Raw genomic sequence first — 25681 nt, 5'->3', positions numbered from 1 at the left:
TATGAGAAAGGTGGGGGACATCGGCTAAAACTGGATAGGATCGAATCCGGAGCGTCCTCGGGCTGAGTGATTTTCTGCTTGGTGGTCCCAACGGGGTTCGAACCCGTGTCTCCGGCGTGAGAGGCCAGCGTCCTGGGCCACTAGACGATGGGACCATCGGTTAACAGAATGGCCATTATAGAGTGAAATACCCAATGAGGCAATCCCCCTGTGATGGGGAGATTTCCGATCACGATAACCTGAATCCGAATGACTCAAAAACAAAGGATATCTCATGAATGAAAAGATCGTTGATCGTTCAGTCGGGCTCTCCGGAGCCTTTATCAAAAATCTGCTCTCGGAGTTGTTTTTGGAGAAACAGGCACTTTTGTCGGTGCGCTCACCGGGAGCGGTCGCGGAACTTTTTCCGGGGGAAGCCAAAACTTTTGAGCTGGGAGACTCCTATCTCACGATTGAGCGTTCCGACTGGCATCTTCATATAGAATTTTCAAAGATTGTGTCTGTTCGCTTCAAGATGGAGCGTTCTCCAAGGGGAAGGCTTGTGCGGGCGGTTATTTTTGAAGACGAAGCCGGAGTGACTGTTGTCAGGGGGGCGTTCCGGACCGGTTATCCCCCGGGACTTTCTGATCCTGAGCAGATCATGGAGGATTTCCGGAGATGGGCAAGGGGCTTTATCGACACCCCTTTTGTCCATCTGGATTTTCTCGTCTAGTCAGCCATCCCATCGCCGGAATCAGTGAATGATATCCTCGAGAACCGTGTGGACCGCCACTTTCTTTTCTCCTTCAAGGAAAATGATCGTGGGTTCACCGGTTTCCTTCATCCGCTGCTGTCGTGAGTTCCTGTAGTTTTCCAGGATTGTTTTCAGGATCTGTCCCTTGATCCTTTTGGGAAGAGTCGCCCATTCACTGTCAACTGTTGCCTGGAAGACTTGTCCTTCATAGCGGACCTCGTGAGAGACGAAGAGATCCCTCGGGAGGTGGTCCTGGTCCTTCAGTGTCATGTTGAGTGCATGGATTTTCTCGCCCATTCTGGTGTCCAGGCTTTTCTCGGCCTTTTGAAGGGTCCCCCCTTCAAGTTTTCCTTTTGGAGAGGATGCCTGAAACTCAAGTGCCAGAACTGTTCCCAAAAAAATGAGACCGACGGAGAGAAATAAAATCTTTAGCTTTTTGCTGAGCGGTGGCGACATGAGGGTGTCCTTTCCGGTGTGTGAAGGCATTCCTGTCATTCTAAGCCCTGAAGGGATCGTTTGCCAATTTTCCTGAATGATTTTGAGGGGAGATTGACATTTCACCATAAAAAGGCTTGAGATAGAGAGAGTTTATGTTCAGGGAGACTCCTGTTTTTCATCGGGGAGGGAGGATGTCTGAAATTTCTTTTGACGGAATTCTTGAGTCATGTGTCCGGCTGTCGGGAGGGTAAAAAAGTGAAAACAGGTTTTGTGAAGATCGTCAGGAAGTTCCCGGGACGTGCTGTGTTGGCCATTCTGATGGGTGCGGTCCCTTTCCTGTGTTTTTCCCAAGTGTCCTGGGGGGGATCCCGGGAGCATCTTTTCTACCCGTCCTCATCTCCTCAATATGCTTCCCAGCTGGATATCGAATCCGTTGCGATGTCTTTCTGGGGGAATAACCTGCTCTTGTCCGATACACGCCACGAAGTGGTTTTCCTCAATATATCCGGAGAAAACATGACGGTTCCCGTTTCCGGCGGGAAAGATCTGGTGAATCAGGTGGTTCTGCCCGGACAAGCTGTCGTGGTCGCCGGCAACGGGCATTCCGCGCCGCTTCCGGAGATACGGCCCGGAAAAGCCTTTCACTTTGGAATCCTTCCGCTGGGAATGGCGGTCGACAAGGATATTGTCTTCATCGCCGATGGCAACGGAACGATTGACGCTTTGAACATTTCGATGGATCCCCGACATATTTATGTGATTCCGCCCATTGGCAATACGGGCGCGATCAGGGGGCATGTGACCCGCATGATCCAGCGGACAGGCTTGAATAATCGGATCCTGGGCGAAGCGGCACCCCTGACCCTTTTGTCCGGAAGGATCTCTGTCATCGCCGGCGGTGGAGACAAAAGGCCCGGATTAAAACCGATCGATGCCTTTTCCTGCCGGATTTCTCCTGTCGCGATTGCCAATGATGGTCACCGGATCTACGTGGTCGGGCAGACAGGGAGGGTCTACTTTTTGAATGAAGCCCGCCATGTGGTGGATATTCCGGTGAAGGAAAACGGGCAGACCAGATGGGTCCATGTTCCGACGGGGATGATCGTTCTGGTGGCCGGGGGCGGAACCAAAAATACGGATGTCGACCTTGTCCCGCTTTCAGCGGTTGAGTCTGAGATCGCCCCGACTTCCATAGCGGTCCACCACCACCACATTCTTCTTGGGGATTCGGGAGACGGTGTTCTGGAGGTCAATGTGGCCGGGGACCATCAGCAGATTCTCAAGTCAGATTCTGCTGCGAACATCCATCCGCTTGAGCCGGGAGAGATTGTGTCTGTGACCGGTTCGGGGAACCAGATGGCCGATACGAAGCCCATGGAGGCAAGCCTTGTGGATATTCATCCAAAAAGTCTTGTGGAGAGCGCTTCGGGGATCCTCTACCTTGCGGAAATGGATGAGGCATCTGACTCTGGTAAAGTGGAGGCCCTGAATGTTGGCTCTGCCGATGCTTCTGTTCCACAGGGAGGGGCTCCTCATGGTTTGACCAGACTCCCCCATGGTCAAGTGATGGTTCTTGTGGGGAACGGTTCCAAGACGCCTGTTCCGGGAATTCATCCGGACATTCCCACCCACGTCGGAATTGTTCCGGTCAATGTGGCTTTCCATAATGGACTTCTTGCGATTGCAGACCTGAATGGAAGCATCGATGTGGTCAATATCGGTGGAGTCAACAGACTTGTCCATCCCATGGGGCAGGGCAGTGCCGTTGTTCTCCCGAGGGGCAGGATCATTTCACTGATGGGGGCCCGGTCCGGGAATCGGTCAAAGGGGGAGCTTGTTCCGGAGGTTCACTCGGGACAGTAGCTTTTGGTGTATTGATCACTCGACCGTCCGGAATGGCTCTTCAAGAAGCGTGATCCGGGGGGCGGCCTTCCTGAGGGCCGAAAGGGATACCCTGACGCCCAGGGGCCATGTGGCCAGTGGTGTTCCATGTCCCGAAAGGGAACATGTCATGATCGGCACGTCCGGTATTGCTTCCCGGACAAGTTCTTCCACGGATTCCCTTGGATCATCCGGCCTCGGGGATCTTCCCAAGAAGGGTCCGAGGACCACTCCCCTGACTCCTTTCAGATACCCGGCATGAATCAGTGACCGGATCGCCCTGTCGATGGCATACATCGGTTCATCGATGTCTTCCAGAAAGAGGATCCATCCATCGTCGGAACACGTGGGCAGCCATGGAGAACCGCACAGATGCGCCAGTGTTTCCAGATTGCCGCCCATGAGAATTCCCTCTGATTGTCCTTCCCTGACGATGGCCGTATCTCCCGCGGGGAGATCCATTCCCATCCCGATCTTGCCGGAGACCATTTCCCAGAAAAGCTCAAATGTTTTGGGGTCGGACAATCCCCTCAGATGGGGGCCGTGAAAGGAGACCGCCCGATGGGTCTCATAAAGCCAGGAGTGAATGTTCGTGATATCGGATAGCCCCAGTACAAGGGGAAGGTGTCTTGTCGTCCTGGTTTTTTTAAGCCAGGGAAGAATCCTTGCCGCCCCGTAGCCGCCCCGTGCAAAAAAAATCGCATCCACATCTTCTGATTCAAGCGCATTCTGAAAAGAAAGCGCCCTGGTTTTGTCGGATGCGACAAAGGGAGAGAATCCCTCCTCCCGGATATCTTGAAAATGGATCGACAGCCCGACCGACCTCAGATTCTCGATTGCCTTGGGATGGCTGTTGGGGTCTGCCTGGAGACAGGGAGAAACGATGGCAACAGACATTCCAGGGGAAAGGGGACGGGGCATACTCCGTTCGATCATACCCCGGATTGGTCCATCTTCAGAAAATCAGACAGCTTGGTAACGAGAGCAGCCTTTGCGATGGCAAAAAGTTCCGCCCCGATCTCCCCGGTTGAAAGGGCTGGGTTGGATCCCATCCGGCCATCGGGATAAAGCATCCTGAAGCGTTCGGGACCCACTGGCCACTCTGTTTTGGGATCGGGGGCGACCCCAGGGGCGATGGGTGTTTGAGCCTGTGGGAATAGGTACCATGTGACGGCCACCTCGCCGCAGGTGGCATGAAATCCGTTTTCCGAGCCAAAAACCTCTTTTTCCCTGGCGGTGACTTCAGGCAAAAGCCACCAGGAAGCCAGCTGGATCCTGAGATTTGGGCTGTCGGTCAGAATCTGGGAGAACGCAGCACTCATGGAGCTGACATTTCCGCCGTGGCCATTGACGAAGAAAAAACGGGAAAATCCGTTTCGGGCAAATGATGAGATGATGTCGGTGGTCATCATGATGAGTGTTTCGGGGCGCAGGGAAGCTGTTCCGGGAAAAGCCAGATGATGATGGCTCATGCCATAGGCCATTGTGGGAGCGACAAGAATCCCTGTTTCATCTCCAAGGGCTTTTGCGAGTGCCCCGGCGATCAGGTGGTCCGTGCCGATGAGTCCATTGGGACCATGTTGCTCTGTGCTGCCAACGGGAATGATGATGGTTTTTTGAGAGATTCTTTTTTCGACAGCAGGCCAGGAAAGAGTGGCCAGTTCATTGTTCATCGGAATGGATCCCCTGTTTTGATATTCACCGGCTGTTTCTCCGGGAAAATGTTTGGAAGTTGGCCCGGAGGCCGATTTTTCTGATACTTGAATCCTTGCCTCCATTCTAGTCGCTTGATATCAGCGACTTCAACGAGGGTTGGACACTTTTTAAGAGTGCGGGATCCTGAAACGAGCTTCTTTTCAGATTTTCCGGTCGGTAGAATGGTAGCCCTATGGCTCTTTTTGCCTGAAAGAGTCCGCCCGGATTTGATTTTTGACCCTCCCATGGTAGCATCTTGGGGATTCTATACCGTGTGACAATCCTTTTTTCACCGATTTTGCCGGAGCTTTTACCCCCTTGGGACAGACCAAATCCTTTTCCATCAGACGATACGAAAAAGCACAATCTGCTCTTTCCAGGAGCAACTTCAGGATCGGATACCGGTTTCTGAAGGATCAATCCCGAAAAGATCTTGAAACCCTCTACGTCTTTTTCCGTGTTGTGGATGATTTTGTTGACGAGCCTTTTCCGGGAGAGGATCCCACAGGAGAACTTGCCGCCTGGACAGAGGACCTTTCCGGGGGAGCAAGATTCGACCATCCTCTCTCTGCGAGGCTTCATGACCTGATGGATCGTCGCGGGGTTCCTTCCGGGGTTCTTCTCGATGTTGTCAGGGGAATGTCGATGGATCTTGACCGGGTCCGGATTGCGGGGATGGCTGAGCTCAGGGAGTACTGCTATCTTGCAGCCGGCGCCGTCGGTCGGGCCTGCATTCCCGTCTTCGGTGGTGATCTTGTCCGACTTGCTCCTTATGCCGATGCATTGGGAGAGGCCTTCCAGCTCACGAATATCCTTCGGGATATCAAAGAGGATGCTGCCCGGGACAGGATCTATCTTCCTGCAGACCGTATGCGCCACTTCAATGTTTCGGAGACGGATGTCCTTTCAGGAGTTTGGTCGGAAGGGTTTCAAAAACTTCTGGAAGAGTTGTGGGAACTTTCCGAGCAGGACTATCAGAAGGCGCAGGGGCTTCTTGTGACTTCGGAAGACCGGAGGATCATGCGGCCGGCGCGGGCAATGGAAGCCTATTATCATGAAATCCACCGGGAGATCCGACGGAGAAACTTCGATGTGTTTTCAAGACCGGTCTCCCTTTCGAAGTTCAAGAAAGCCTCCCTTCTGCTTTTTTTTCTGACGGTCGGTCAATGGGCGAAACAACCCAAAACCGCTCGAATTCCGGGTGACACCGGCGGGAGTGCGGATTGACTGTTCCCACGGTCTATATCGTCGGCGCCGGTCTTTCCGGGATGGCCCTGGCTGAATCCCTTTCCCGCCCGGAACGGGGGAAGCCCGTCCGGATCGTACTTCTGGAGGGAAGACCGTCTCCCGGAGGAAGAGTCTCTTCCTACCGGGAGAGCCATACGGGGCAGTGGGCCGATAATGGCCAGCACCTGTTCATGGATGTCTATTCTTCCATGCTTTCCTTTCTGGACAGGCTTGGCACCAGAAATCGTGTTGTCTTTCCAACCCCATTTTCGATTGAACTTCTGGATGAGAAAAACCAATCCCATCGCTTTAGCCTTGATCCCAAACTTGGAAAGATTGGCGGTCTTTTGGGTGTTCTCTCCTTTTCCGGCCTTTCTCTTGGGTCACGGATATCCATGCTGAAGGCAGGGGCCAGAATGTCTTCCGGGGGGCTCAAAGAGGAGTCCGTCGACCATCTCGACGCAAGAACCTTCCTTCTCCAGTGCGGTGCAACGAAAGAGTCGATCGACCGCTTTTGGGAACTTCTGGTGGTCTCCGCAACGAACCTTCCTTCTTCTGATGTCAGTGCGGCGCTTCTTTTGCGGATTCTTAGGGAAACGCTACTGGGATCTGGCGGTCCGTCCCTGATCGGCTGGAGTATTGTGAGCCACAGGGATCTTGTGATCGATCCGGCACTTGCCCTCTTTGAAAGGAGGGGAGTTGACGTGAGGTTGAAAAGTGCTGTTGGCAGGATCTGTCTCGAGGGCAATCAGGTCACGTCGATTGTTGCGGGGGAGAACAAACTGGAATTGTCCCCGAATGATCATCTGGTGTTGGCCATGCCTCCATGGTCTCTCGAGAAGGTTTTCCCCATCGAGATGATGCAAGGGGAGCTTTGCCAAAACATCATGCGCCTTTCCTTTTCTTCGGGAATTGTTTCCATTCACCTCTGGTTTTCACGTCCTCTTGCCCTTCCGGCCATTGGAGGCTTTATGAACGGACCTGTTCATTGGGTTTTCAACAAGGACCTCATGGCCCGTCCGGAAAGATCGACGGAGATCTCTCCGGACGGAGCAAGTTATCTGGATATTTCCTATGAAGATGGCAGAAATCGGCTGGAGGGAACCTTTTTGTCCCTGACCATTTCAGGGGTGGACGCCAAAGACGAGAGATCCGAAGAGGAGTGGCTTCAATCCGCACTCGAGGCCGTCCGTCGCTTCTCCGGGCAGCCTGTCCTGCCTGACCTGCTGCACCACCGTGTCATTCGGGAGCGAATGTCCACTCCGATCCTCGGTCCCGGCCAATCTCTTTATCGACCGTCCAACCAGACAGGGGTGTCCAATATGTGGCTCTGTGGCGATGCAACGGACACAGGGCTTCCTGCAACGATGGAAGGCGCTGTCCGATCTGCCCATCTTCTCGGGGACCTCCTGTTCCCGAAGCTTTCCCGTGGAGAAGTCCGGTCATGATTTCCCTGACGGATTCGTTTTCCTATTGCAAACAGATGGCCGAGAGCCATTACGAAAATTTTCCTGTTGCCTCGTCTCTCCTTCCCAAGTCGACGAGACTACCGATCGCTGTCATCTATGCCTTTGCCAGGACGGCAGATGATTTTGCAGATGAGATTCCCGATACTCGCGAAGCCATGGAGAAACTGTCCAATTGGAGGGAGCTTCTTTTTCAGGCGGCTTCAGGCCCTGTGGATCATCCCGTTTTTCGGGCCCTTTCCGATGTGATCCGGGAGTTTTCCCTTCCTGTCGAATGGCTGGATCATCTGATTCGGGCCTTCGAACGGGATCGTGTGGTAACGAGACATCAATCCTTCGAAGACCTTCTGGGGTATTCGAGACTGTCCGCCAATCCGGTGGGAAGGCTCCTTTTATGGGTTCATGGGTATCGCGATGAAGCTCTCTTCAAATCTTCCGATGCGATTTGTACGGCTCTCCAGTTGGCCAACTTCTGGCAGGATATCGATGTTGACCGAAAAAAGGACCGTATCTATGTTCCCAAGGATGAGCTTGCTGCCTGTCATCTGTCCGAGAGAGAGCTCTTTGAACTCTCCGATGAACGTCACCTCATGCTTCTGAAAAGGCTTGACGGATTTACGGGAGGTCTTTTTTATCGGGGAAGGGATTTGCCCTCCAAAGTCGGATTCCGTCTCTCCCTCGAACTGCGTCTGGTTCTCTTGGGGGGTCTCGGCATTCTCAAGATGGGCTGCAATCCCGACCGGAAGATCCGGGAGAGGCCCGTTCTCCGGAAATCGGACTGGATCGGGATCTTTGGGGGAAGCCTTTTGGGGGTGGATCCATTTGGGCGATTCGACAGGATGGATCCTCTTTTTCAGAACGGAGCGGGTTACGATCCGGATCATATTCCCCTCCTCGAAGCGATCGGAAAGATCTAGTCGAAGCCGCATTCCATGACGGCGTCGTGGATTCTTGGTCGCCAGATCTTTAACAGATTTTGTGTTCTGGAAGGATGGACCCGGTTGGTCAGAAGGATGATGATCCGTCCGTTTCCGGGCTCCATCCAGATCGAAGTTCCTGTATAGCCCAGATGTCCTATGGCCTTTTCAGAGAACAGATGTCCGGACTGGGAGTCGCCTGTCGGGGTGTCCCAGCCGCAGGTCCATGAAATCTCTGGCTGTTTTCTTCTGAAATCGGCAAGGATGGCCGGATCAAAAAAAGTCCCCTTTCCCATCCATGGCAAGACAAGATTCCAGACCGACAAGGCGCTTCCAAACAGTCCGGCGTGTCCGGAAACCCCTCCCATGTATCGGGCATGCTCATCATGGACAATTCCCGTAAACGGAATCCCGGCCCCTTCGATCATTTCGGTGGATGCGATCGACTGCATCCTCAAAGGGCTTGCCTCTCCAGTTTCGATGAACCCGGTGTTGAGGATCTGAAGAGGTTCGGTGACTTTTTCCTTGAATAAACTGGCAAGACTCCTGTTTCCGTAAATCCTTTCGATGATTCTTCCCGCCAGGATATATCCGAAGTCCGAATATCTGGCCGTTGTCCCCGGAGTGTAGTCGGGGGGGAGATCCAGGATCTTCTGTTCGAGAATCTCCCTGAAGAGAGCGGGATTGTCTGGAGGGATCTCCCTATAAAGAGGGGCCCAGGAGAGAAGGCCCGATGAGTGGGAGAGAAGCCGGGAGAAAGGCTGTCTTGCGAGAAAATGTCTGCCTGGCAGGGACATCAGTTCTTCCAGTGGAGTGGAAGGGGATATGAGCCCCTCTTGTGTCGCCAGAAGGGATAGTGTGGCTGTGACCAATGGTTTGGTCAGTGAAGCCAGGTCAAAGAGCGTTTTTTCGGTAACGGGAGCTCCGGGAATATCTTTTCTCAGGACACCCGAGCAGAGGAAGGAGTATTGACCGGATGCCACTCCCCAGAGGAGGACCGCTCCCGGAAAGGCTCCGTTCTGTCGGGCCCCTTCGAGGAGGACCCTGATCCTCTCCGAAGATGGTTGATCATGGTCGGAAATGTCTGTCATTCCGGGCTCCTCCTTGATCCAGGGAACGGCGTCCCTATATAGTGGAGAGACATGTGTTTTCGGGGGCCGGCGGAATTGGACCGATCCAAGACCCTGTCCGGTCTGTTTTTTGGGGAATTTATGTTCTTGAAGTCGCTACCATTGTGCATTTGGGGGGCAAAGATGTCCATATCGAAAGGTTCCAACATGGGAAGTCAGGAATCAGGACGAGACCTGGCAGGATTTTTTGAACACCGCTTTGGGGCGTCGCCGGACGTTTTGGACTCGGTGATGAATCTGGCAGCGGGAAGCCATATCGATTTTGCCGATCTGTACTTCGAACATACTGTTTCGGAAACGATGAGCCTTGAGGAAGGAATTGTTAAAAAGGCGGGGAGCCATATTTCCCAGGGAGCGGGTGCGAGGATCATCTCAGGAGAGAAAACAGGATTTGCCCTGACGGAGGAAATCGATCCCAAGATGCTTCATCTGACGATGGCGACAGCCCGGGAGATTGCCCTTCATGGAGGGGAGGGTGCTGCAAGGTCTCCTGTCGGGAAAATGGTTCGGACACATGAGCTTTACCCGGTCACCAAAGAAGGGCTTGTTCTGCCAACGGATGTGAGGAGAGAGCTCCTCTCTGAAGCGGATCGTACCGCCAGGGCCTATGACCATCGTGTGAAACAGGTCATGGTGTCTTTGGCGACCGAAGTGAAGTCTGTCCTCACCGTCCGTGAAGATGGCCAGCTTTCAACGGATCTGAGGCCTCTTTACCGCTTCAACATTACGGTGATCGCTCAAAGTGAAAAAAATCGCCAGACCGGTTCCTACGGTTTTGGCGGCAGGGTTCCTTTTTCCGATATCCCGGACATTGAACGCATCAGGCTGGGGGCACGGGAAGCGGCCCGTCAGGCGATCGTGAATCTGGATGCCCGTGATTGTCCGTCCGGGACGATGCCGGTTGTCCTTGGACCGGGATGGCCGGGGATCCTTCTTCATGAAGCGGTTGGGCATGGACTTGAAGGAGATTTCAATCGGAAGGGAACATCGGCCTTTTCCGGAAGGATAGGTGAAAAGGTCGCATCCTCTCTCTGCACGGTGATCGACGATGGGACGATTCCGGGGAGAAGGGGATCCCTGAATGTCGATGACGAGGGAACCCCGACCTCAAGAACCGTTTTGATCGAAAAGGGGATCCTTCGGGGGTATCTGCAGGACCGTCATAATGCCCGTCTGATGGGGATGAAGGTCACGGGGAATGGCCGCAGGGAATCCTACGCCCACGTTCCGATGCCAAGAATGACGAATACCAGCATGCTCGGGGGGGATTCCGATCCGAAAGAAATCCTCGAGAGTCTCGATCGCGGGATCTATGCAGTCAATTTCGGTGGAGGACAGGTTGACATCACCTCCGGAAAGTTCGTCTTTTCGACATCAGAAGCTTATTACGTCGAGAAGGGTCGGATCCTTTATCCTGTCCGGGGGGCAACACTGATCGGCAGCGGTCCTGAAGTGTTGACGAAGGTTTCGATGGTGGGATCGGATATGTCTCTCGATTCCGGGGTGGGGACATGCGGTAAAGACGGACAGTCCGTTCCGGTCGGAGTGGGTCTGCCGACCATTATGGTGGAAGAATTGACAGTAGGAGGCACAGCATGAGCGACGATGCCGTCGAAAAAGTCGCACAGGGAGAAGATATCCTTTCATTTGTGCTGTCGGAAGCCAAAAAACTTGGCGCAACCGATGCGGATGCGCTCTATGTGACAAGCGACGATTACTCCATTTCCGTCCGGAAGGGTGATGTGGAGAAGGTCCACCGAAGCATGAGCAGGGGGATGGGAATTCGAGTCTTTCGTGGGCAATCCCAGGCGATTGTCTCCACTTCCGATCTGAACAGGGACTCCCTTTCGGATCTGGTGAGGGAAGCGGTGCGTCTCGCGGGGGAAACCGCTCCAGATGCCCATTCCGGTCTTCCCGATCCTGAGGATCTTGAATTTCGCAGGCCTTTTCCGGATCTTCTGCTTGAAGATGATGGTCGGGATGCCCCCTCAGCGAAGCTTCGGCTGGATCTGGCCCTTTCCTGCGAGAAGGCGGCCCTTTCCTACGACAGCCGAATCTCGTCTTCGGAAGGTGCGGAATTCCAGTCCAGCCGAATGACCCGACAGATGGGAAACACGAGGGGATTTCTCGGTGGAACAAGCCGGACGAACTATGCTCTGTCAGTGACCTCCATCGCAAAAGAAGGCGACTCGATGGAACGGGACTATTGGTATGACCAGCGCCCCTTTTTCAGGGACCTTGATTCTCCCGGAGCGATTGGGGCCGAGTCTTCAAGACGTGCCATTTCGAGACTGAACCCCAAAAGGCCAAAGACCGGAAATGCCCGGATCCTCTTTGATCCGGAAAATGCCCGTTCGCTCATTGGCCATTTACTGTCGGCAATATCGGGGCACGCTCTTTACAGGGACGCCACTTACCTGAAAGGTCGTGAAGGATCGAAGGTCGCTTCTTCCCTTTTGACCCTCACGGAGGACCCCTTCCTTCCGGGAGGCTTCGGGAGCCGTCCGTTTGACGGAGAGGGCGTTCGTGTCGCAAAAAAGGAAATCCTTTCCGGTGGTATTTTGAACGGGTTCCTTTTCGATAGTTATTCCGCCCGGAAAACCGGCCATAAAACAACAGGAAATGCCGTTCGTTCCCTGGGGGACGCTCCCGTCGTCGGAACCTCGAATGTCATCGTGACTCCCGGAACGGAAGATCGCTCCGGGCTTTTAAAACAGATGGGCGACGGAATCATGGTAACGGAGCTGATCGGTTTCGGAGTCAATACGGTTACCGGAGATTATTCGAGAGGGGCGTTCGGTTACGAAGTCCGGGGTGGAGAGATTCTGGGACCTCTCTCGGAGTTTACGATAGCCGGAACGCTGGACGCTCTGTTTTCGGGGATCATGGGAATCGGATCGGATGTTTCCAGTAGAAGTTCCATTGTGTGCCCGTCGATTCTTGTGGACGGACTTCGTGTTTCAGGAATCTGAGGTCATTGCCGAGATCTCTGCGGCGATGGAGTTTTTCAAGACACTTCCCGACAGACCGAAAATAACGGTTTTTGCCTCATCTTCTCTTGACCGTTCGGATTCGGCCTGGGAGATGGCAAAAGAGCTTGGAAGAGAGATTGCCGGTGCGGGGTTTATGGCTCTGACCGGGGGCCGTGAAGGTCTGATGGGAGCGGTCCTGGCCGGTTCGAATTCGGTGAGCTCCGGGAGCGGCGTGTCTCTTTATTGTCGCCCTGGATCTCCACCCGGCCGTACACTGGATGGGGATTTTTGTTTTGGGCAGTTTTTTCTCAGAAAGCAGTTTTTTTTGACACAGTCGGAAGGCTTTGTTGTCTTGCCTGGTGGGTTTGGAACACTTGACGAGCTTTTCGGCTGGCTGGCCTTTTCAAGGATCGATGGTTCATATCAGGTTCCGGCGGTTCTCCTCGACGACCGCTCCCATCCTTTCTGGACTCCTTTGTGGCAACCACTTCTGGAAAAGCTGTTCACAAGGAAGGTTGCGGCTGACACTCCTCCTTGTCCGGTCATTTCTTTTTCCGTAAGGGAGACGATTGCCTGTCTGGGGATCGATCGGCTAAAAGATGGTCGTATATCCAACCTTGACAGGGATCAGGGTAAAAGCAGAGCTTGAGAGTCCTCCCCCGGAAAAAGGGCCTCCCTGTGTTTCGTAATCGATCTCAAAATAGATACCCTGATGGCGGTTGACTCCAAAGGGAATCAGGACCCCAGGTCCAACCCGGAATCCGAACGCCATGGCGCCAACGCCTGTACCTGCGGAATCGGTTGAAACATTGAAGACGGGACCCATTGCGGCCTCAATATAGGGCACAAGCGTCAGTTTCTGGTTCCCCATGATCATGGGGAACCCTCCACCATTGTCAAAGTAATACTGTACCCCCAGAAGGACCGGTATATTGGTATCATTTGAAAATGCGTGGATGGAGATTCCCAGAGTGGCCACAAGGTTCGGGAGAATCGTATACCCGGCCTCGAGATCCACAAGGAATCCGACTCCTGTCTGGGCGTTTCCTGTTGCGCCGGAAACGGTTGGACCGACACTTGGGACAAATCCGAGTGCGGCATCGAAAAGGATCTGATTGGGCTGGGCCAGGGGATTGACGGTTGTTCCCACTCCAATGTCAGGAGTATTGGTAAATTCCGGAGAGTTGTCAGATCCTGAACCCGGGTCGGAAAAATTCGGGGTATCTTCTCCGTCTGCGGCAAGAAGGGTAGCCGGTCGTATTCCAGCGGCCAGAATGAATAGTCCCAGGAAAAGAGTGGCGAAGAGGAAGGGAGCCATGAAAAGCGATGCGATCGCTGGCTTTTCATGGTGGACTGATTCGGTTTTGCGGGGCTTGGTCCTGTTCTTTTTCCCGATCAAGAGATTCTCCATAAGGTGGATCACAGGGATGCCGAGTCCCCGATTGGGTTCGATTTCTGAAAAACATAACACAACAATGGATTCCTTCATAGGGGGCCAATTCGGCCGTATGAATGGCGGAAAGGGAAAATGAGCCGAAAAGATCAAGCGTCTTTCGTTTGTCCAGCGTGCGGATATCGATCTCCCCGGTGGATGGGATTTTGCCCAAATTGTCACGAAGCCCCGGATGGTCTGGTCGAATGGGTCGCTCCTGCAACTCGTCTTGAGGCAATTATCCAGAATGAAAAGAATGATCAGGCGCCCCGTTCTGTTCCGATCTCTGAAGTGGGTAGCCGGACGATTGAACGGATTGCGACAGGGTTTTCCGAGGTTGACCGGGTGTTGGGGGGAGGTCTTGTTCCCGGCTCGTTCGTTCTCTTGGGAGGGGACCCGGGAGTGGGGAAGTCCACACTCATCCTGCAGGCATTGTCCCGAATTGCTCGTTCCAGAAAAGTGTTGATCGCTGCCGGGGAAGAATCTCCGGAGCAGATACGGATGCGTTATGACCGTCTGGGGGAGCCATCAGGAGCGCTTCACCTGATGGCGGAGACAGACCTTGAGGCTGTTTTGGCTGAAGTTGTTCGTCTTTCTCCTGAAATCCTTGTCGTGGATTCGATCCAGACGATTACGATGCCCCAGATGGGACTTGTTTCAGGCTCCGTGGCGCTTTTAAGGGAATCGGCCACACTTCTTCTGGAGGTTGCCAAAAAATCCGGTGTAACGGTTCTTGTCATTGGCCATGTGACAAAAGATGGGCAGATTGCGGGACCCAGAGTTCTTGAACATCTGGTGGACACGGTCCTGTATCTTGAAGGGGAAAGGCATCACCCCCTGCGGATGCTCCGGTCGGTTAAAAACCGTTTCGGACCAACGGGAGAACTGGGGATTTTCGAGATGGTTCCGGAAGGGCTTCGGGAGGTCGAAAACCCCTCCTCCTTTTTCCTGGAGGGCAGGCGCCCCAATTTGTCCGGATCCATCATTGTTCCTGGAATGGAGGGATCCAGACCGATTCTGGTCGAGTTGCAGACTCTTGTGAATCCGACAGTCTTCCCGAACCCCAGGCGTGTCGCCCAAGGGGTCAGCCTCCAGAGACTTTCGCTCATGACTGCGGTATTGTCGAGGCGAACGGGGCTTGAACTTGGCGGGATGGATCTCTTTGTCAATATTGTGGGAGGTGTCGACGTGGACGAGCCGGCGATCGATCTTCCCGTTGCGTTATCCCTTGCGGGCTCCTTCAGGAACCTGGCTCTTCCTTCCGACTGGGTTGTCATGGGGGAGATCGGTCTTGGCGGAGAGGTCCGGCGTATCCCGCATCTTGCCGAACGCTTGAAAGAAGCGGAAAGACATGGATTCCGGCATGCCATCCTGCCCGGCGGGTCTGCGGATTCTTCCAAAACCAAAAAGGACCCCCTTCGTGCCGGAAAGATGGGTGGGCTCAGTTTTCATCCGGTGACGGAGCTCCGGGAGGCGATTGATTTGCTGAAAGATGTCGGGAGAAAAGGATGATCCATCTGTCTGTTGAGTGTTCCACTGGAGTTTTGGGGCTGGCCCTTCTGGATGATCAGAAATGTTTGGGAAAGGTGTCTTTGTCGGCCTCCGGGGCGGCGAGCGAAATTCTTCCCCAGTCGGTCGCTCTCCTCCTGGAGTCTTCAAAGAAAAAATCAACGGATATCCGAATGATTTCTGTTTCGAAAGGGCCTGGGAACTATAGCTCCCTTCGTGTTGCTCATTCTTTCGGAAGCGGGCTTGCGATCTCTCTGGGAGTTCCGCTGGTGAGTGTCTCTCCCTTTGATACGCTGGCTCTCCAGTGGCGTCTGGTCGATTCCGATGCTCTTCTTTTGGTCATTGATGCCAGACAGTCGGAGGTTTTGGGGGAACGAAGGGTCAGAGACCCCATCACGGGAGACTGGATCTGTGATCCGGATTGGTCTCCCATGGAAACACCTGTGGAGATTGGCGAGCTCCTTCAGCAGGTTCGGAATGTGACCGTTATTGGCCCTGGAGTGATTTATTTACCAGCTGAACCAGAACTTTTATGGCCCAGTCTTTCCTTCCCCAGAGGAACGGATCTCCCTCCTGATCCGATTTATCAGGGACGAGCTGCTGTTTTGTTTGGTGGTGACCGTTCCATTGTCTATGGTCGAAATGCGGTTTGACCATTCGGAGGAGCGAGGATTCTGATGGATTTTTCTGAACAATCCGGTTCCGGTGAAGAGGTTCACAATCGGAGAGTCGGGCCAGCTGAACTAAAGGATCCCCGTTTTGTCGATCTGTCGACGGGGCTTTGGCCTGAACTCCTTTCACGGTTCATTTCGGGCCTTCCGTCCATTGAATCCCGGATCAATGCTCTTGGACCATCTCTTGTCAGGGAGGTCACGGAACCGACACACTCTTTTCACGCCGGAATCGTTTCCCCACAAGCTGGGGGGCTTCTGGGACTGATTGGAGGATATTGCGTTCTTGACGAGGTGGAAATCCACACGTTTTTCCTTCACCCTGACTGGAGAAACAAGGGCATCGGCTCGTCTATGTTCCGGCGATTCTTGTCAGGGTGTCATCTGTCGGGGATCTCGTCTGTTTACCTTGAGGTTCGTTCAAGAAGTCCCGCAAAACAGCTGTACTTCCGTCTGGGATTCCGGCAGTCAGGGATCAGGAAGGGATACTATGGCCCCGAGTGGTCAGTGGATGAACAGTCGGATGATGCGATTGTGATGGTGTATACTACCGGGGAAATGAACGATCGGCCGAACATGGGAGAAAGGCTTATGGAGCTTTTGACGGTTGGGTTGGCCGGTCTTTAGCGGTTCGGATTGTATCTGGGAGATTCTGTTGCGGGGGTGTCTGGGTGTTTGGGATCGGGTGGCCTGACCTTATCTTCATCTTTCTTTTGATCATGCTGGTGGTCAAGCCGTCCGAATGGCCGTCCCTTGCGACCAAGACCGGGCGTTTCATCCGGCTTGCACGAACGAGGCTTGCTCCAATCCTTCTTGAGGTCAAGGATATTTCCCGGTCTATCATGGAAGAGGGCAGACCGGCGGAACCCGATGACTGGACGCCTCTTCCCCAGCCCTATCAGAAAGGTGGAGAGTTTCCCATGATTCAAAACATCAGGCTAGAAAAGGAGTAACGTCTGTCTGATGGACCGCTTGCCGTTTCTTTCCCATCTTTCAGAGCTCAGGTCCCGGGTGTTGAGAGGGGTTTTGTGGATCTCGGGATCCATGATTGTCTGTTTCCCGTTCTCGAACAGGGTTCTGGCTTGGCTTGGCTCCAAGTCAGGGACCAAGCTTGTCTTTACAACCCCCACTGAAGCGTTCTGGATCACACTGAAGGTTGCCCTGACGATGGGGCTTTTGATCTCCTACCCGCTGGTGTTGTGGGAGATTTGGAGATTTGTTGCGCCAGGGCTTTACCGGGAGGAAAAAAAACGGGTTTTTAAATGGTTATTTGGGCTGACTGTCTTTTTTTTCCTTGGGGTTGTGTTTTCGGATCTTCTTGCCCTTCCCCAGGCGCTTCATTTTTTGGTGGGCTTTGGACAGTCCGAGGGACTGTCTCCCTTCCTCTCGGTTGACCGAACCATCTCTTTTGAACTTCGGTTCCTTTTTGTTTTCGGACTGATCTTTGAGCTTCCTCTTCTCATGGCTCTCCTCACATCCATTGGCTGGGTGACGCCGGAATCTTTCCGGAAGGGACGACGGTGGGCGTTGGTCGGAAATGCCGTTGTGGCTTCGGTCCTTTCTCCCACACAGGACTTTTTCAATATGATGATCATGTATCTCCCGATGGTGTTTTTATATGAACTCGGCATTTTGTTATCGGCCATAACGATGCGACAGAAAAAACGGGGAGATCTTCAAAGACAGATGGCAGAAAGTGGCTGATGGGTCTTTTGATGTGGTGAAATCACAGACCTCCCGGAGACTTTTCTGAGCTTCGGCTCTTGTCTTTCAGGCTGTTTCATTCCATACTTCAGGAAATGGCGTTTGACCGGGGTCATTGGTGAATGGATCCTCCTGGCTCCTTTCCCTGACCTTCGACAGGCAAAAAACGACTTCTGCTCAACCCTCCGGAAAGAATGACTTTGATCGATTTAGAATCACTTGCCCGTTCCCTCGGTGTTCCATCTGACCGATTTCACCGCTTCGGGCCAGGCAGGGGAAAAATTGACCCCCGTTACTTGCCCTCTCCATCTCTGGGGCTTTCTCCTGATGACTCAAAAGTTTCTTCCGCACTTTATGTCCTTGTGACGGGAATGACTCCCACTCCGCTTGGAGAAGGAAAAACCACCACTTCCATCGGCCTCTCGATGGCCTTGAACCGTCTTGGCTTAAGGACAGTTGTCACGATTCGACAGCCTTCAATGGGGCCTGTTTTTGGAATCAAGGGGGGTGGTGCAGGAGGAGGAAGGTCGACCATTGAACCGATGGATGTCCTGAACCTCCACCTGACAGGGGATATTCATGCCGTTTCATCGGCACACAATCTTCTGGCATCGGCCATCGACAATGAATTCTCCCACAGCAATCCCCTTCGGATTGACCCTCTCTCCATCAACTACCCCCGGGTAGTGGATCTGAATGATCGTCCTCTCCGGAAGGTGGTGATCGGCCTGGGGGGACGTGCGAACGGGATTCCCCGGGAAACGGAATTTTCGATTGCGGTGAGTTCGGAAGTGATGGCGATTCTGGCTTTGGCAAAAGACTATTCCGACCTTTCGGGGAGACTATCTAAAATTACGGTTGGAGCGAATGTCGATGGCACCCCTGTTACGGCAAGGGATCTGGGTGTCGACGGGGCGATGGCGGCACTTCTTCGTGAGGCCTTCTGGCCGAATCTTATGGCGACTTGCGAGGGCACGCCTGCGATTGTTCACGGATCGCCTTTTGCGAATATTGCCCATGGAAACTCTTCCGTCATCGGAGACTGGGTTGCCCTTTCAGGGGCCCAATGTGTTGTGACGGAGGCCGGTTTCGGGGCTGATCTTGGCGGGGAGAAATTTTTTGACATAAAATCCCCCATTCTCGGAAGGGGGCCGAATGTGGCCGTTCTGGTCGCTACGGCAAAGAGCCTCCGGATGCACGGGGGGCTTGCGGAGACCACGGCGGGCAAACCTATTCCGGAAATTCTGGATTCGCCCCATCCAGAGTCGGTTGACAGGGGATGCGCGAATCTTCGTCGCCAAATCGAAAATATCCGCTCTTTCGGAGTTCCGGTCGTTGTGGCGATCAACTCCCATCCCCAGGATTCACAAGAAGAGTGGGACATTATTCGCCGGCACGCAATCGATGCAGGTGCTTCCGATGCGGTGGTCTGTTCACATTTCAGGGACGGTAGCGAAGGAGCGCTTGCCCTTGCGCGGGTCGTCATGGAAACGGCTAAACACCATAATGGTCAGGTGACTCCCCTTTATCGCCGGGAAGATTCCCTGGAAGATAAAGTGACTCGCATTGTGACAACCATGTATGGTGCAAAAATGGCTTCGTGGTCGGACAGGGCCAGAAAAAGTCTGGTTGTCGCCAAATCTCTCGGGGCAGAGACGATGCCGGTCTGCATTGCCAAGACATGGGCTTCGCTTTCACATGATCCGGCTTTGAAAGGGGATCCCCGTGGCTATGTTTTTCCAGTGACGGATGTCAGGGCGTTTACAGGGGCCGGTTTTGTCACTGTTTATGCAGGGGATGTCCAGACGATGCCCGGCTTGCCTTCAAGACCTGCTTTCCGGAAGATTGATCTCTCTCCGGATGGAATAACCAGAGGCATGACATGATGGCATTCTTGAGGGGATTTTGTTGTTTTTCGTTAATCTCCTTTTTCCTTCTTGCGGACGTTTCCTTCTGCGGACCTCTGCTCCCCAACGCTGTTGCCGCCTCTCCGTCGAGCACTCCCCTGGACGCTCCACTGGTCAGGACCAGGGATGTTGTCAGGGTCCTGTCCTCCTATTTTCCTGAGGTTTATGGAAATATCACTTCCGTTGACGGTTCGACCGTTTCCCTGGACAAGGGCGCCTCTTCCGGAATCACCGAGGGGATGGTTTTGACCGTTGTGAGGAGGGGGCAACCTTTCAGGGATCCCTATACGGATGAAGTGATCGGTTTCCGGGAGGAAAAGCTTGGGCGCCTTTCAGTGGAGTCGGTCGCAGACCAGACCAGCTCGGGTTTCTTTTCGAGGGATACATCCGGAGAAAGCCCTGCCGTTGGAGATCGTGTACGACTTTCCGGGGCACCCATACCGTTGGCGGTGATTCCCCAATCGAACTATGCAGACATCAGGGTCATGGCTCATCTTGAGCAGCGCCTTGACCACTCGGAGCGATTCCGGGTTCTCGACCCATTCAAGGTGGAAGCAACTCTTGGAAGCCTTGGCAGGGTTTCCAGGGAGGACCCTGCGGTTCTGAAAAGGCTTTCCATTCTTCTCGGTGTGGACTACCTCTTTTTGGTGGATACAACGATTGTCGGCCAGAGGGCCCTGATGACGATTTCCATAGTGTCAGGCGCGACCGGACAGCCGATGGCTCATATTTCCGCAATGATGAAGGGCATTTCTCCCCTCATGGCCGAGGTCGGAAAAGGAGAGCACCGCGTTGGGGGATTCATCACCACGAGCTTGCCGCCGCTTTCAAAGCCGTCGTCCGTGCTTTCGGTCTCCTTTATTCCCAAATTCATAGTGCCCATCGGGAAAAGTATCAGCGGTCGTCCTCTGTTTGCTTTTTCCGACGGGAAGAAGGTTCTCCTGGGAGAGTTTTCCCCCGACGGGTTCAGGGTGAGGTATTCTGAATCCAATCCCGGAGTGATCAGAAATCTCCACATATTCGTTTCTGCAGGACATCTTATGGATGACCACCCTGCATCCGACAAGGATCCATCCGGCTGGAAAAGCCATTACCAGATCGCTGTCAGCAGTATTGTCGAAGGAACACCCGACTCCTATGTTCTTGATGTTTCAGGAGGAAAGCTCCGGCGCATCTGGAAGCATGTTCGTCTCTATCTGAGGATTGTCCATCTTCCGGGAGGACATGATCGGCTTCTGGCTCAAAAAATGGGTGTGAACAGGCCATTTCTGGGAAAGATCTACCAGATGGACTGGGTGCGTGATCACTTCGAAAAGGGACGGACGCTTGATTGGCCCGCAAGAGTCAGACTGTTCGGATCGCTGCCGATCACGATTTCCGGTAAGACCCGCTTCCTTCAGCTCTCGAAGGACAACCATCTGACCTATCTTGGTGCGAATGGGGATCTTCGCTTCAAAAGTCCTTTCTTTCTCGGCGGGTATGATGATCATTACGTTTTTGGCCGTCCCCATGCGCTTCTCCCCGTCAGGACAAGAATGGTCCATTTGAAAGGACGTATCCTGACCATTTCTTCGACCAAAGGACAGAATCGTCCTATCGTGATTGTCTATAAAAATGTTCCGGTCTCTTCTCCCGTGGCGAGATTTCAGGGCTACCAGTATGGACAGGTGTATTTTTACCGTTGGACTGGAGTCAACTGGACTTTATTGGGTCGCTTGACCCGGGTCAGGGATTTTATTACCGATATCGCGATCGGAACGGATCCTGCCACTTTGAAACCGAGGCTTCTTGTGGCTACGGAGCCGGTTTTCAATTTCATGAATATCCAGAACCTCTATGAAAATGAAGGGAAAATCCAGATATTCCCATTGCCGGGAAAGGTTCTGAAGGCTCTCGGTCAGGGTGGATCTCCACCATCTCTCATCAACCGTCCATCCTCGGGATCCCATCCATGAAGCACACCATCAACGCCGAGTCTCCGGACAGCGAAAAAGTCGACCTTTCCTGGCTCTCGAATCCTCCCCGTCATGTCGCGGTCATTATGGACGGAAATGGCAGGTGGGCGACGAAAAGGCATCTGCCAAGGGTGATGGGCCATCGCGCAGGTGCCGAGAGCGTCAGGCGGGTTGTGACAGCCTCAAGGCAATGGAATATCCCGTATTTGACCCTCTATGCATTTTCGTGGGAAAATTGGACCAGACCACGTCTTGAAGTCAACGCATTGATGGCTCTCCTGGAGGAGTTTATTGATCAGGAGATACAGACAATGCTGAACAATTCCATCCGTTTTTCGGTTGTTGGAGCACGCGAGCGGCTCCCTGAGTCGGTTTTTAAAAAAATACGGATGGCGGAAGATCGTACTTCGGCCTGTGATCGTATGGTGTTAACGCTTGCGTTGTCTTATTCCGGGAGAGAAGAGATCGTAAAAGCGGCGACTGCATTTGCGAGGGATGTCCAGAAGGGGATTCTCTCTCCAGAAGATCTGTCAGCGGAACGTTTTTCAGATTATCTGGATTCCAGGGATCTCCCCCCGCCGGATCTTCTGATTCGGACGAGCGGTGAGGTCCGGGTCAGCAACTTCCTTTTGTGGCAGATCGCTTATACGGAACTGCATTTTACCAGGACCTTGTGGCCGGATTTCTCGGAAGAAGATTACCGTCGGGCATTGATGGATTATCAGGAAAGGGTTCGCCGTTTTGGCAGGACCGGGGCAACGCCTGATGAAGGCGCCATTTGAAGAACCTTTTTCAGCGGGTTGCTGTTGGATTGGTTCTTGTTCCGCTCCTTGTCCTTCTATTGCTGAAGGGCTCCAGCTGGGCGCTGCTTGTCCTGATCCTCCTCGTCATGTTCCTGGCTTTTTCCGAGTATTTGTCGATGATGTTGCCGCGTGGAGTCTCCCCTGTCCTCCCTTGGGTGGCCCGCATCTGCGGAATTTTTCTGATCCTCGATTTTTACCTCTCCTCCCAGGGAGCGGCTTCGGAGATTTCCCCTGGGGATCTTCTGGCGCTTTTGTTTCTGGCGATTCTGATGGTGTCGATTTCCGGGCGTTCCCGACGGGAAGGTGACCTTCTTCCTGATGTTCCGGCAATGCTCCCCATTCTTGCCGGACTGGTCTACATCCCGTATCTTCTGGGGTATGTCCTCCTTCTCAGGGCCCTTCCGGAGGGAGGGAAGCTTGTCCTGTTCGTTCTGGGATTCACTTGGGCGGTGGACATCTTTGCCTATGCTGTCGGAAAAACCATGGGAAAGGTCAAATTGTCGCCTGCCTTGTCTCCTTCTAAAACGAAGGAAGGGGCGGTGGGTGGTCTTGCCGGAGGTGTCATCTGGACCCTTCTTTTTCATCGGATGCTCATTCCGGGGGTTGCTTTGGGAGATCTGTTGGCGATCTCGCTTCTCATGGGTGGTGTCGGTCAGCTGGGGGATCTTTGCGAGTCGGCATTCAAACGATACGCCGGAGTGAAGGATTCCGGGGGGCTGATTCCCGGACATGGCGGTTTTCTGGACAAGATTGACAGTCTTCTCTTCAATGCGCCGGTTTTTTATTTGTTTTTGGTGTATTGGGAGGGGTTTTCGTTAAAAATCTGGACGTGATTCCCCGTTTTCTTCGGGGCTCCCCATATCGTTTTTTTATGAGGTCTTGATAATGAGTAGAACCAGCCTGTCCGTTCTGGGCTCAACCGGCTCGATCGGCCGTTCGGCTCTTGATATCGTATTGAAGCATCCGGATCGTTTTAAGGTCCTTGGAATGGCTGCCGGAAAGAATCTTGAAGTGACTCTTGAGCAGGCCCGTCTCTTTGAACCCGAGATTCTCTCTGTGGCCGAAGAGGTGTATTCCTCCTGCAAGGAGTCTCTTTTTGGTTCAGGAATCAAGGTTTTGTCCGGTGAGGAGGGAGCCGTTGCTGTTGCAGCCTATCCTGGTGCCGAAGTTCTCCTGTCGGCAATCGTTGGTGACGCGGGTCTCCCCCCCACATGGGAGGGGATTCTCCCCGGAAGGACCATTGCCCTGGCCAACAAGGAAACCCTTGTTGCCGGCGGAAGTGCCGTTATGGGGCGTATTCGGGAGAAAGGAGCCAGACTGGTTCCTGTCGATTCGGAACACAGTGCGATCTACCAGGCAATGAAGGGGCATGACTGGAAAAGTGTCAGACGGGTTATTCTCACCGCTTCCGGTGGACCAATGTTCGGGAAAACAAAAGAAGAAATGGCCCATGTGACTGTCGAGGAGGCGCTGAACCATCCGACATGGAGGATGGGACCCAAAATCACCATCGATTCGGCGACCCTGATGAACAAGGGGCTAGAGGTGATTGAAGCGCGCTGGCTTTTCGATCTTCCCTCCGAGAAGATAGAGGTTGTTGTCCACAGGCAAAGCATCATCCATTCGCTTGTCGAGCTGGTGGATGGTTCGGTCCTTGCCCAGATGGGTGTTCCCGACATGAGGGGACCGATAAGCTATGCGATATCCGGGGATGAGCGGCTGGTTCTTGATGTCAAGAGTCTTGACCTGGTCTTGTTGGGGCAGATGACTTTCCATCACCCTGACCATGAGGCTTTTCCCTCGATTCGGCACGCATACAGGGCCCTTGAGCGTGGAGGACAATCCTGTCTCTGGCTGAATGCGGCCAATGAAGTGGCTGTGGCTCATTTTCTGGAAGGAAAGATTCCCTTCAGTCTGATCGCCCGGATTCAGGGAGAAGTTCTTGAGCAGGCCCCGGTTTTTGAGGCTCGAACCCTTGATGAGATACGAAAATCAGGGAAAGCTGCCCGTAACAAAGCACAGGAACTTGCTGAGAAATATGCCGGAACGGAAGAGATTCCGGGCAATCCCAATCATAATGGCCAGATGGCGGCACCTGTTCCAGGTGGCGCCAGGAGGAATTAAATGGAAGCTCTCCTGTCTTTTATCCTGGTCGTGGGTGTCCTGATCGTCATCCACGAGTCGGGGCACTTTCTGGTGGCCAAGCGTTTTGGAGTCAAGATTGAAAAGTTCTCCATCGGTTTTGGCCCAAAGATTTTTTCCAAAACCGTTGGAGAAACTGAATACAGGCTTGCATGGATTCCACTCGGCGGATACGTAAAGATGCTCGGGGAAACGGATCCCGAGTCCGTAAGCCCGGAAGACCAGGCCCGATCGTTTGGAGCTCTTCCGGTCTGGAAACGGATCTCGATCGCCGCGGCCGGCCCGGTTGCCAACTTCATTCTCGCTTTTTTTCTGTTCACCGTGGTGTTCTGGGCGGGAATTCCTGCCCTTTTGCCGGTTGTGGGGAAGGTCATGGCCGGTTCACCGGCAGCAAAGGTCGGACTCCTTCCCGGAGACCGGATCCTGTCAGTAGATGGCCATTCGCTCTCCACATGGGACGACCTTCGAGGACTTGTGGAAAACCGTATCGGAAAGCCCATCACTCTCGTTGTCGGGAGAAATGGGAAGGACCTTTCCATTTCTCTGTCTCCTGAAAGCATGATGGGTCAGAACATATACGGGCAACGCGTTCCTCAGGGAAAGATCGGTGTGGCTCCGGGGGGTGAGACAACAACTTTGCGATATGGTTTGTTCGCCGGGTTGGGGCGAGGTTTTCTCAAGACCGTCCATGTCACCAAGATCACCGTTATTTCACTCGGGAAGATTGTAACAGGGGAGATTTCTTCAAAAAATCTGGGGGGGCCGATCCTGATCGCCCAGATGTCTGCCAGAGCGGCCCAGTCCGGCATTGTGAACCTTCTGGTTTTTATGGGGTTCATCAGTGTAACTCTTGGTGTGATGAACCTGGTTCCTGTTCCCGTTCTTGATGGCGGGCATATCCTTTTTCTGGCTGCGGAGGGACTTCTCCGGAGGCCCCTGTCAGTCAGGGTTAGGGAGATATCGATGCAGGTGGGTTTTGTTCTTTTGCTTTCGATCATGGTTTTTGCTTTTTACAATGACTTGATGAGGGTTTTTGGTTCCCATTGATATGAGCCGCTTTCCGGTTTGAATGTTCTGAAACTTAATTGGAAGAAAAAGG

At 53.5% G+C, this 25681-nt stretch carries 24 protein-coding genes and 1 tRNA gene; 19 read left to right on the top strand and 6 right to left on the bottom strand.

Annotated elements, in window-relative coordinates:
• Positions 1–79 precede the first annotated feature (79 nt).
• Positions 80–155: transfer RNA gene (locus tag LFE_RS10130), tRNA-Glu, on the bottom strand.
• Between the two features lie 119 nt (positions 156–274).
• Here LFE_RS10130 and LFE_RS10125 point away from each other — a divergent pair.
• The gene (locus tag LFE_RS10125; RefSeq protein WP_014450129.1) at positions 275–712 is read left to right on the top strand and encodes a hypothetical protein; all 438 of its coding nucleotides are present in this window, start codon (positions 275–277) and stop codon (positions 710–712) included.
• A 21-nt stretch (positions 713–733) separates the two neighbouring features.
• Here LFE_RS10125 and LFE_RS10120 read toward each other — a convergent pair whose 3' ends face one another.
• Entirely contained in the window at positions 734–1189 is a 456-nt protein-coding gene (locus LFE_RS10120; RefSeq protein WP_014450128.1) for a hypothetical protein, read from the bottom strand.
• A 237-nt stretch (positions 1190–1426) separates the two neighbouring features.
• Here LFE_RS10120 and LFE_RS10115 point away from each other — a divergent pair, with 237 nt between their 5' ends.
• Entirely contained in the window at positions 1427–3034 is a 1608-nt protein-coding gene (locus LFE_RS10115) for a hypothetical protein (protein ID WP_014450127.1), read from the top strand.
• A 15-nt stretch (positions 3035–3049) separates the two neighbouring features.
• Here LFE_RS10115 and LFE_RS13245 read toward each other — a convergent pair whose 3' ends face one another.
• Together LFE_RS13245 and LFE_RS10105 are read right to left on the bottom strand one after the other, a co-directional pair.
• Entirely contained in the window at positions 3050–3988 is a 939-nt protein-coding gene (locus LFE_RS13245; protein WP_014450126.1) for a S66 peptidase family protein, read from the bottom strand.
• A complete protein-coding gene (locus LFE_RS10105) occupies positions 3985–4725 on the bottom strand; it encodes a creatininase family protein (protein WP_014450125.1) in 741 nt (246 codons plus the stop codon). Before LFE_RS10105 ends, LFE_RS13245 begins: the two co-directional genes overlap by 4 nt.
• A 340-nt stretch (positions 4726–5065) precedes the next feature.
• Here LFE_RS10105 and LFE_RS10095 point away from each other — a divergent pair, with 340 nt between their 5' ends.
• The 3 genes from LFE_RS10095 to hpnC are packed head-to-tail and all read left to right on the top strand — an operon-like array spanning position 5066 to position 8357.
• Positions 5066–5974, top strand: a complete 909-nt coding sequence (locus LFE_RS10095; RefSeq protein WP_014450123.1) for a phytoene/squalene synthase family protein — start codon at positions 5066–5068, stop codon at positions 5972–5974.
• Positions 5971–7422 carry a hydroxysqualene dehydroxylase gene (locus LFE_RS10090; RefSeq protein WP_014450122.1) on the top strand — a complete coding sequence of 484 codons (1452 nt, stop codon included), beginning with the start codon at positions 5971–5973 and terminating at the stop codon, positions 7420–7422. Before LFE_RS10095 ends, LFE_RS10090 begins: the two co-directional genes overlap by 4 nt.
• Complete coding sequence (hpnC, locus tag LFE_RS10085; RefSeq protein ID WP_014450121.1) at positions 7419–8357, top strand: squalene synthase HpnC; 939 nt, start codon at positions 7419–7421, stop codon at positions 8355–8357. The genes LFE_RS10090 and hpnC overlap by 4 nt, the downstream gene beginning before the upstream one ends.
• On the opposite strand, the gene LFE_RS10080 is transcribed toward hpnC, so the two are convergent.
• Positions 8354–9448, bottom strand: coding sequence for a serine hydrolase domain-containing protein (locus tag LFE_RS10080; protein ID WP_014450120.1), 1095 nt, complete (start codon positions 9446–9448; stop codon positions 8354–8356). The genes hpnC and LFE_RS10080 overlap by 4 nt on opposite strands.
• Before the next feature lie 186 nt (positions 9449–9634).
• On the opposite strand from LFE_RS10080, the gene tldD reads away from it, so the two are divergent.
• The 3 genes from tldD to LFE_RS13240 are packed head-to-tail and all read left to right on the top strand — an operon-like array spanning position 9635 to position 13108.
• A complete protein-coding gene (tldD, locus tag LFE_RS10075) occupies positions 9635–11086 on the top strand; it encodes a metalloprotease TldD (RefSeq protein WP_050989567.1) in 1452 nt (483 codons plus the stop codon).
• Positions 11083–12459 carry a TldD/PmbA family protein gene (locus tag LFE_RS10070; RefSeq protein ID WP_014450118.1) on the top strand — a complete coding sequence of 459 codons (1377 nt, stop codon included), beginning with the start codon at positions 11083–11085 and terminating at the stop codon, positions 12457–12459. Before tldD ends, LFE_RS10070 begins: the two co-directional genes overlap by 4 nt.
• Positions 12443–13108, top strand: a complete 666-nt coding sequence (locus LFE_RS13240; RefSeq protein WP_014450117.1) for an LOG family protein — start codon at positions 12443–12445, stop codon at positions 13106–13108. Before LFE_RS10070 ends, LFE_RS13240 begins: the two co-directional genes overlap by 17 nt.
• Here LFE_RS13240 and LFE_RS10060 read toward each other — a convergent pair.
• Positions 13052–13858 carry a hypothetical protein gene (locus LFE_RS10060; RefSeq protein WP_014450116.1) on the bottom strand — a complete coding sequence of 269 codons (807 nt, stop codon included), beginning with the start codon at positions 13856–13858 and terminating at the stop codon, positions 13052–13054. The genes LFE_RS13240 and LFE_RS10060 overlap by 57 nt on opposite strands.
• Before the next feature lie 129 nt (positions 13859–13987).
• Between LFE_RS10060 and radA the strand changes: the two genes are divergently transcribed.
• The 11 genes from radA to rseP all read left to right on the top strand — a co-directional run bounded on the left by radA (position 13988) and on the right by rseP (position 25629).
• Positions 13988–15403 (top strand): DNA repair protein RadA, encoded by a 1416-nt coding sequence (gene radA / locus LFE_RS10055; protein ID WP_041774357.1) that lies wholly within the window; start codon positions 13988–13990, stop codon positions 15401–15403.
• On the top strand, positions 15400–16053 hold the full coding sequence (gene tsaB / locus LFE_RS13235) for a tRNA (adenosine(37)-N6)-threonylcarbamoyltransferase complex dimerization subunit type 1 TsaB (protein WP_014450114.1): 654 nt from the start codon (positions 15400–15402) through the stop codon (positions 16051–16053). Before radA ends, tsaB begins: the two co-directional genes overlap by 4 nt.
• A gap of 24 nt (positions 16054–16077) precedes the next feature.
• Positions 16078–16698 carry a GNAT family N-acetyltransferase gene (locus LFE_RS13230; RefSeq protein WP_014450113.1) on the top strand — a complete coding sequence of 207 codons (621 nt, stop codon included), beginning with the start codon at positions 16078–16080 and terminating at the stop codon, positions 16696–16698.
• Between the two features lie 44 nt (positions 16699–16742).
• Entirely contained in the window at positions 16743–17024 is a 282-nt protein-coding gene (locus LFE_RS10040) for a Sec-independent protein translocase subunit TatA/TatB (protein ID WP_014450112.1), read from the top strand.
• Positions 17025–17034: 10 nt separating this feature from the next.
• A complete protein-coding gene (gene tatC / locus LFE_RS10035) occupies positions 17035–17775 on the top strand; it encodes a twin-arginine translocase subunit TatC (protein WP_014450111.1) in 741 nt (246 codons plus the stop codon).
• A 194-nt stretch (positions 17776–17969) separates the two neighbouring features.
• Complete coding sequence (locus tag LFE_RS10030) at positions 17970–19661, top strand: formate--tetrahydrofolate ligase (protein WP_014450110.1); 1692 nt, start codon at positions 17970–17972, stop codon at positions 19659–19661.
• Positions 19658–21637, top strand: coding sequence for a hypothetical protein (locus tag LFE_RS10025; protein WP_014450109.1), 1980 nt, complete (start codon positions 19658–19660; stop codon positions 21635–21637). Before LFE_RS10030 ends, LFE_RS10025 begins: the two co-directional genes overlap by 4 nt.
• On the top strand, positions 21634–22419 hold the full coding sequence (locus LFE_RS10020) for an isoprenyl transferase (RefSeq protein ID WP_014450108.1): 786 nt from the start codon (positions 21634–21636) through the stop codon (positions 22417–22419). Before LFE_RS10025 ends, LFE_RS10020 begins: the two co-directional genes overlap by 4 nt.
• A complete protein-coding gene (locus LFE_RS13225) occupies positions 22416–23273 on the top strand; it encodes a phosphatidate cytidylyltransferase (RefSeq protein WP_014450107.1) in 858 nt (285 codons plus the stop codon). Before LFE_RS10020 ends, LFE_RS13225 begins: the two co-directional genes overlap by 4 nt.
• 52 nt (positions 23274–23325) lie before the next feature.
• Positions 23326–24564, top strand: coding sequence for a 1-deoxy-D-xylulose-5-phosphate reductoisomerase (dxr, locus tag LFE_RS10010; protein ID WP_014450106.1), 1239 nt, complete (start codon positions 23326–23328; stop codon positions 24562–24564).
• On the top strand, positions 24565–25629 hold the full coding sequence (gene rseP / locus LFE_RS10005) for an RIP metalloprotease RseP (protein ID WP_014450105.1): 1065 nt from the start codon (positions 24565–24567) through the stop codon (positions 25627–25629).
• Positions 25630–25681: the final 52 nt, after the last annotated feature.

This window comes from Leptospirillum ferrooxidans C2-3, assembly GCF_000284315.1.
In the GTDB taxonomy this organism is placed as follows: Bacteria; Nitrospirota; Leptospirillia; order Leptospirillales; family Leptospirillaceae; genus Leptospirillum; species Leptospirillum ferrooxidans.
The sequence above is the reverse complement of the archived record's forward strand: the minus strand, read 5'-3'. Positions and strand labels throughout refer to the sequence as shown.

Excerpts from the sequence above, each read along its gene's own strand:
- tldD (WP_050989567.1), top strand. The coding sequence starts at position 9,635 with ATGGGAAGTCAGGAATCAGGACGAGACCTGGCAGGATTTTTTGAACAC.
- LFE_RS10125 (WP_014450129.1), top strand. The coding sequence starts at position 275 with ATGAATGAAAAGATCGTTGATCGTTCAGTCGGGCTCTCCGGAGCCTTT.
- rseP (WP_014450105.1), top strand. The coding sequence starts at position 24,565 with ATGGAAGCTCTCCTGTCTTTTATCCTGGTCGTGGGTGTCCTGATCGTC.
- LFE_RS10080 (WP_014450120.1), bottom strand. The coding sequence starts at position 9,448 with ATGACAGACATTTCCGACCATGATCAACCATCTTCGGAGAGGATCAGG.
- LFE_RS10070 (WP_014450118.1), top strand. The coding sequence starts at position 11,083 with ATGAGCGACGATGCCGTCGAAAAAGTCGCACAGGGAGAAGATATCCTT.
- radA (WP_041774357.1), top strand. The coding sequence starts at position 13,988 with ATGAGCCGAAAAGATCAAGCGTCTTTCGTTTGTCCAGCGTGCGGATAT.
- dxr (WP_014450106.1), top strand. The coding sequence starts at position 23,326 with ATGAGTAGAACCAGCCTGTCCGTTCTGGGCTCAACCGGCTCGATCGGC.
- tatC (WP_014450111.1), top strand. The coding sequence starts at position 17,035 with ATGGACCGCTTGCCGTTTCTTTCCCATCTTTCAGAGCTCAGGTCCCGG.
- LFE_RS10105 (WP_014450125.1), bottom strand. The coding sequence starts at position 4,725 with ATGAACAATGAACTGGCCACTCTTTCCTGGCCTGCTGTCGAAAAAAGA.
- LFE_RS10030 (WP_014450110.1), top strand. The coding sequence starts at position 17,970 with ATGACTTTGATCGATTTAGAATCACTTGCCCGTTCCCTCGGTGTTCCA.
- LFE_RS13230 (WP_014450113.1), top strand. The coding sequence starts at position 16,078 with ATGGATTTTTCTGAACAATCCGGTTCCGGTGAAGAGGTTCACAATCGG.
- LFE_RS10025 (WP_014450109.1), top strand. The coding sequence starts at position 19,658 with ATGATGGCATTCTTGAGGGGATTTTGTTGTTTTTCGTTAATCTCCTTT.
- hpnC (WP_014450121.1), top strand. The coding sequence starts at position 7,419 with ATGATTTCCCTGACGGATTCGTTTTCCTATTGCAAACAGATGGCCGAG.
- LFE_RS10020 (WP_014450108.1), top strand. The coding sequence starts at position 21,634 with ATGAAGCACACCATCAACGCCGAGTCTCCGGACAGCGAAAAAGTCGAC.
- LFE_RS13245 (WP_014450126.1), bottom strand. The coding sequence starts at position 3,988 with ATGATCGAACGGAGTATGCCCCGTCCCCTTTCCCCTGGAATGTCTGTT.
- tsaB (WP_014450114.1), top strand. The coding sequence starts at position 15,400 with ATGATCCATCTGTCTGTTGAGTGTTCCACTGGAGTTTTGGGGCTGGCC.
- LFE_RS10120 (WP_014450128.1), bottom strand. The coding sequence starts at position 1,189 with ATGTCGCCACCGCTCAGCAAAAAGCTAAAGATTTTATTTCTCTCCGTC.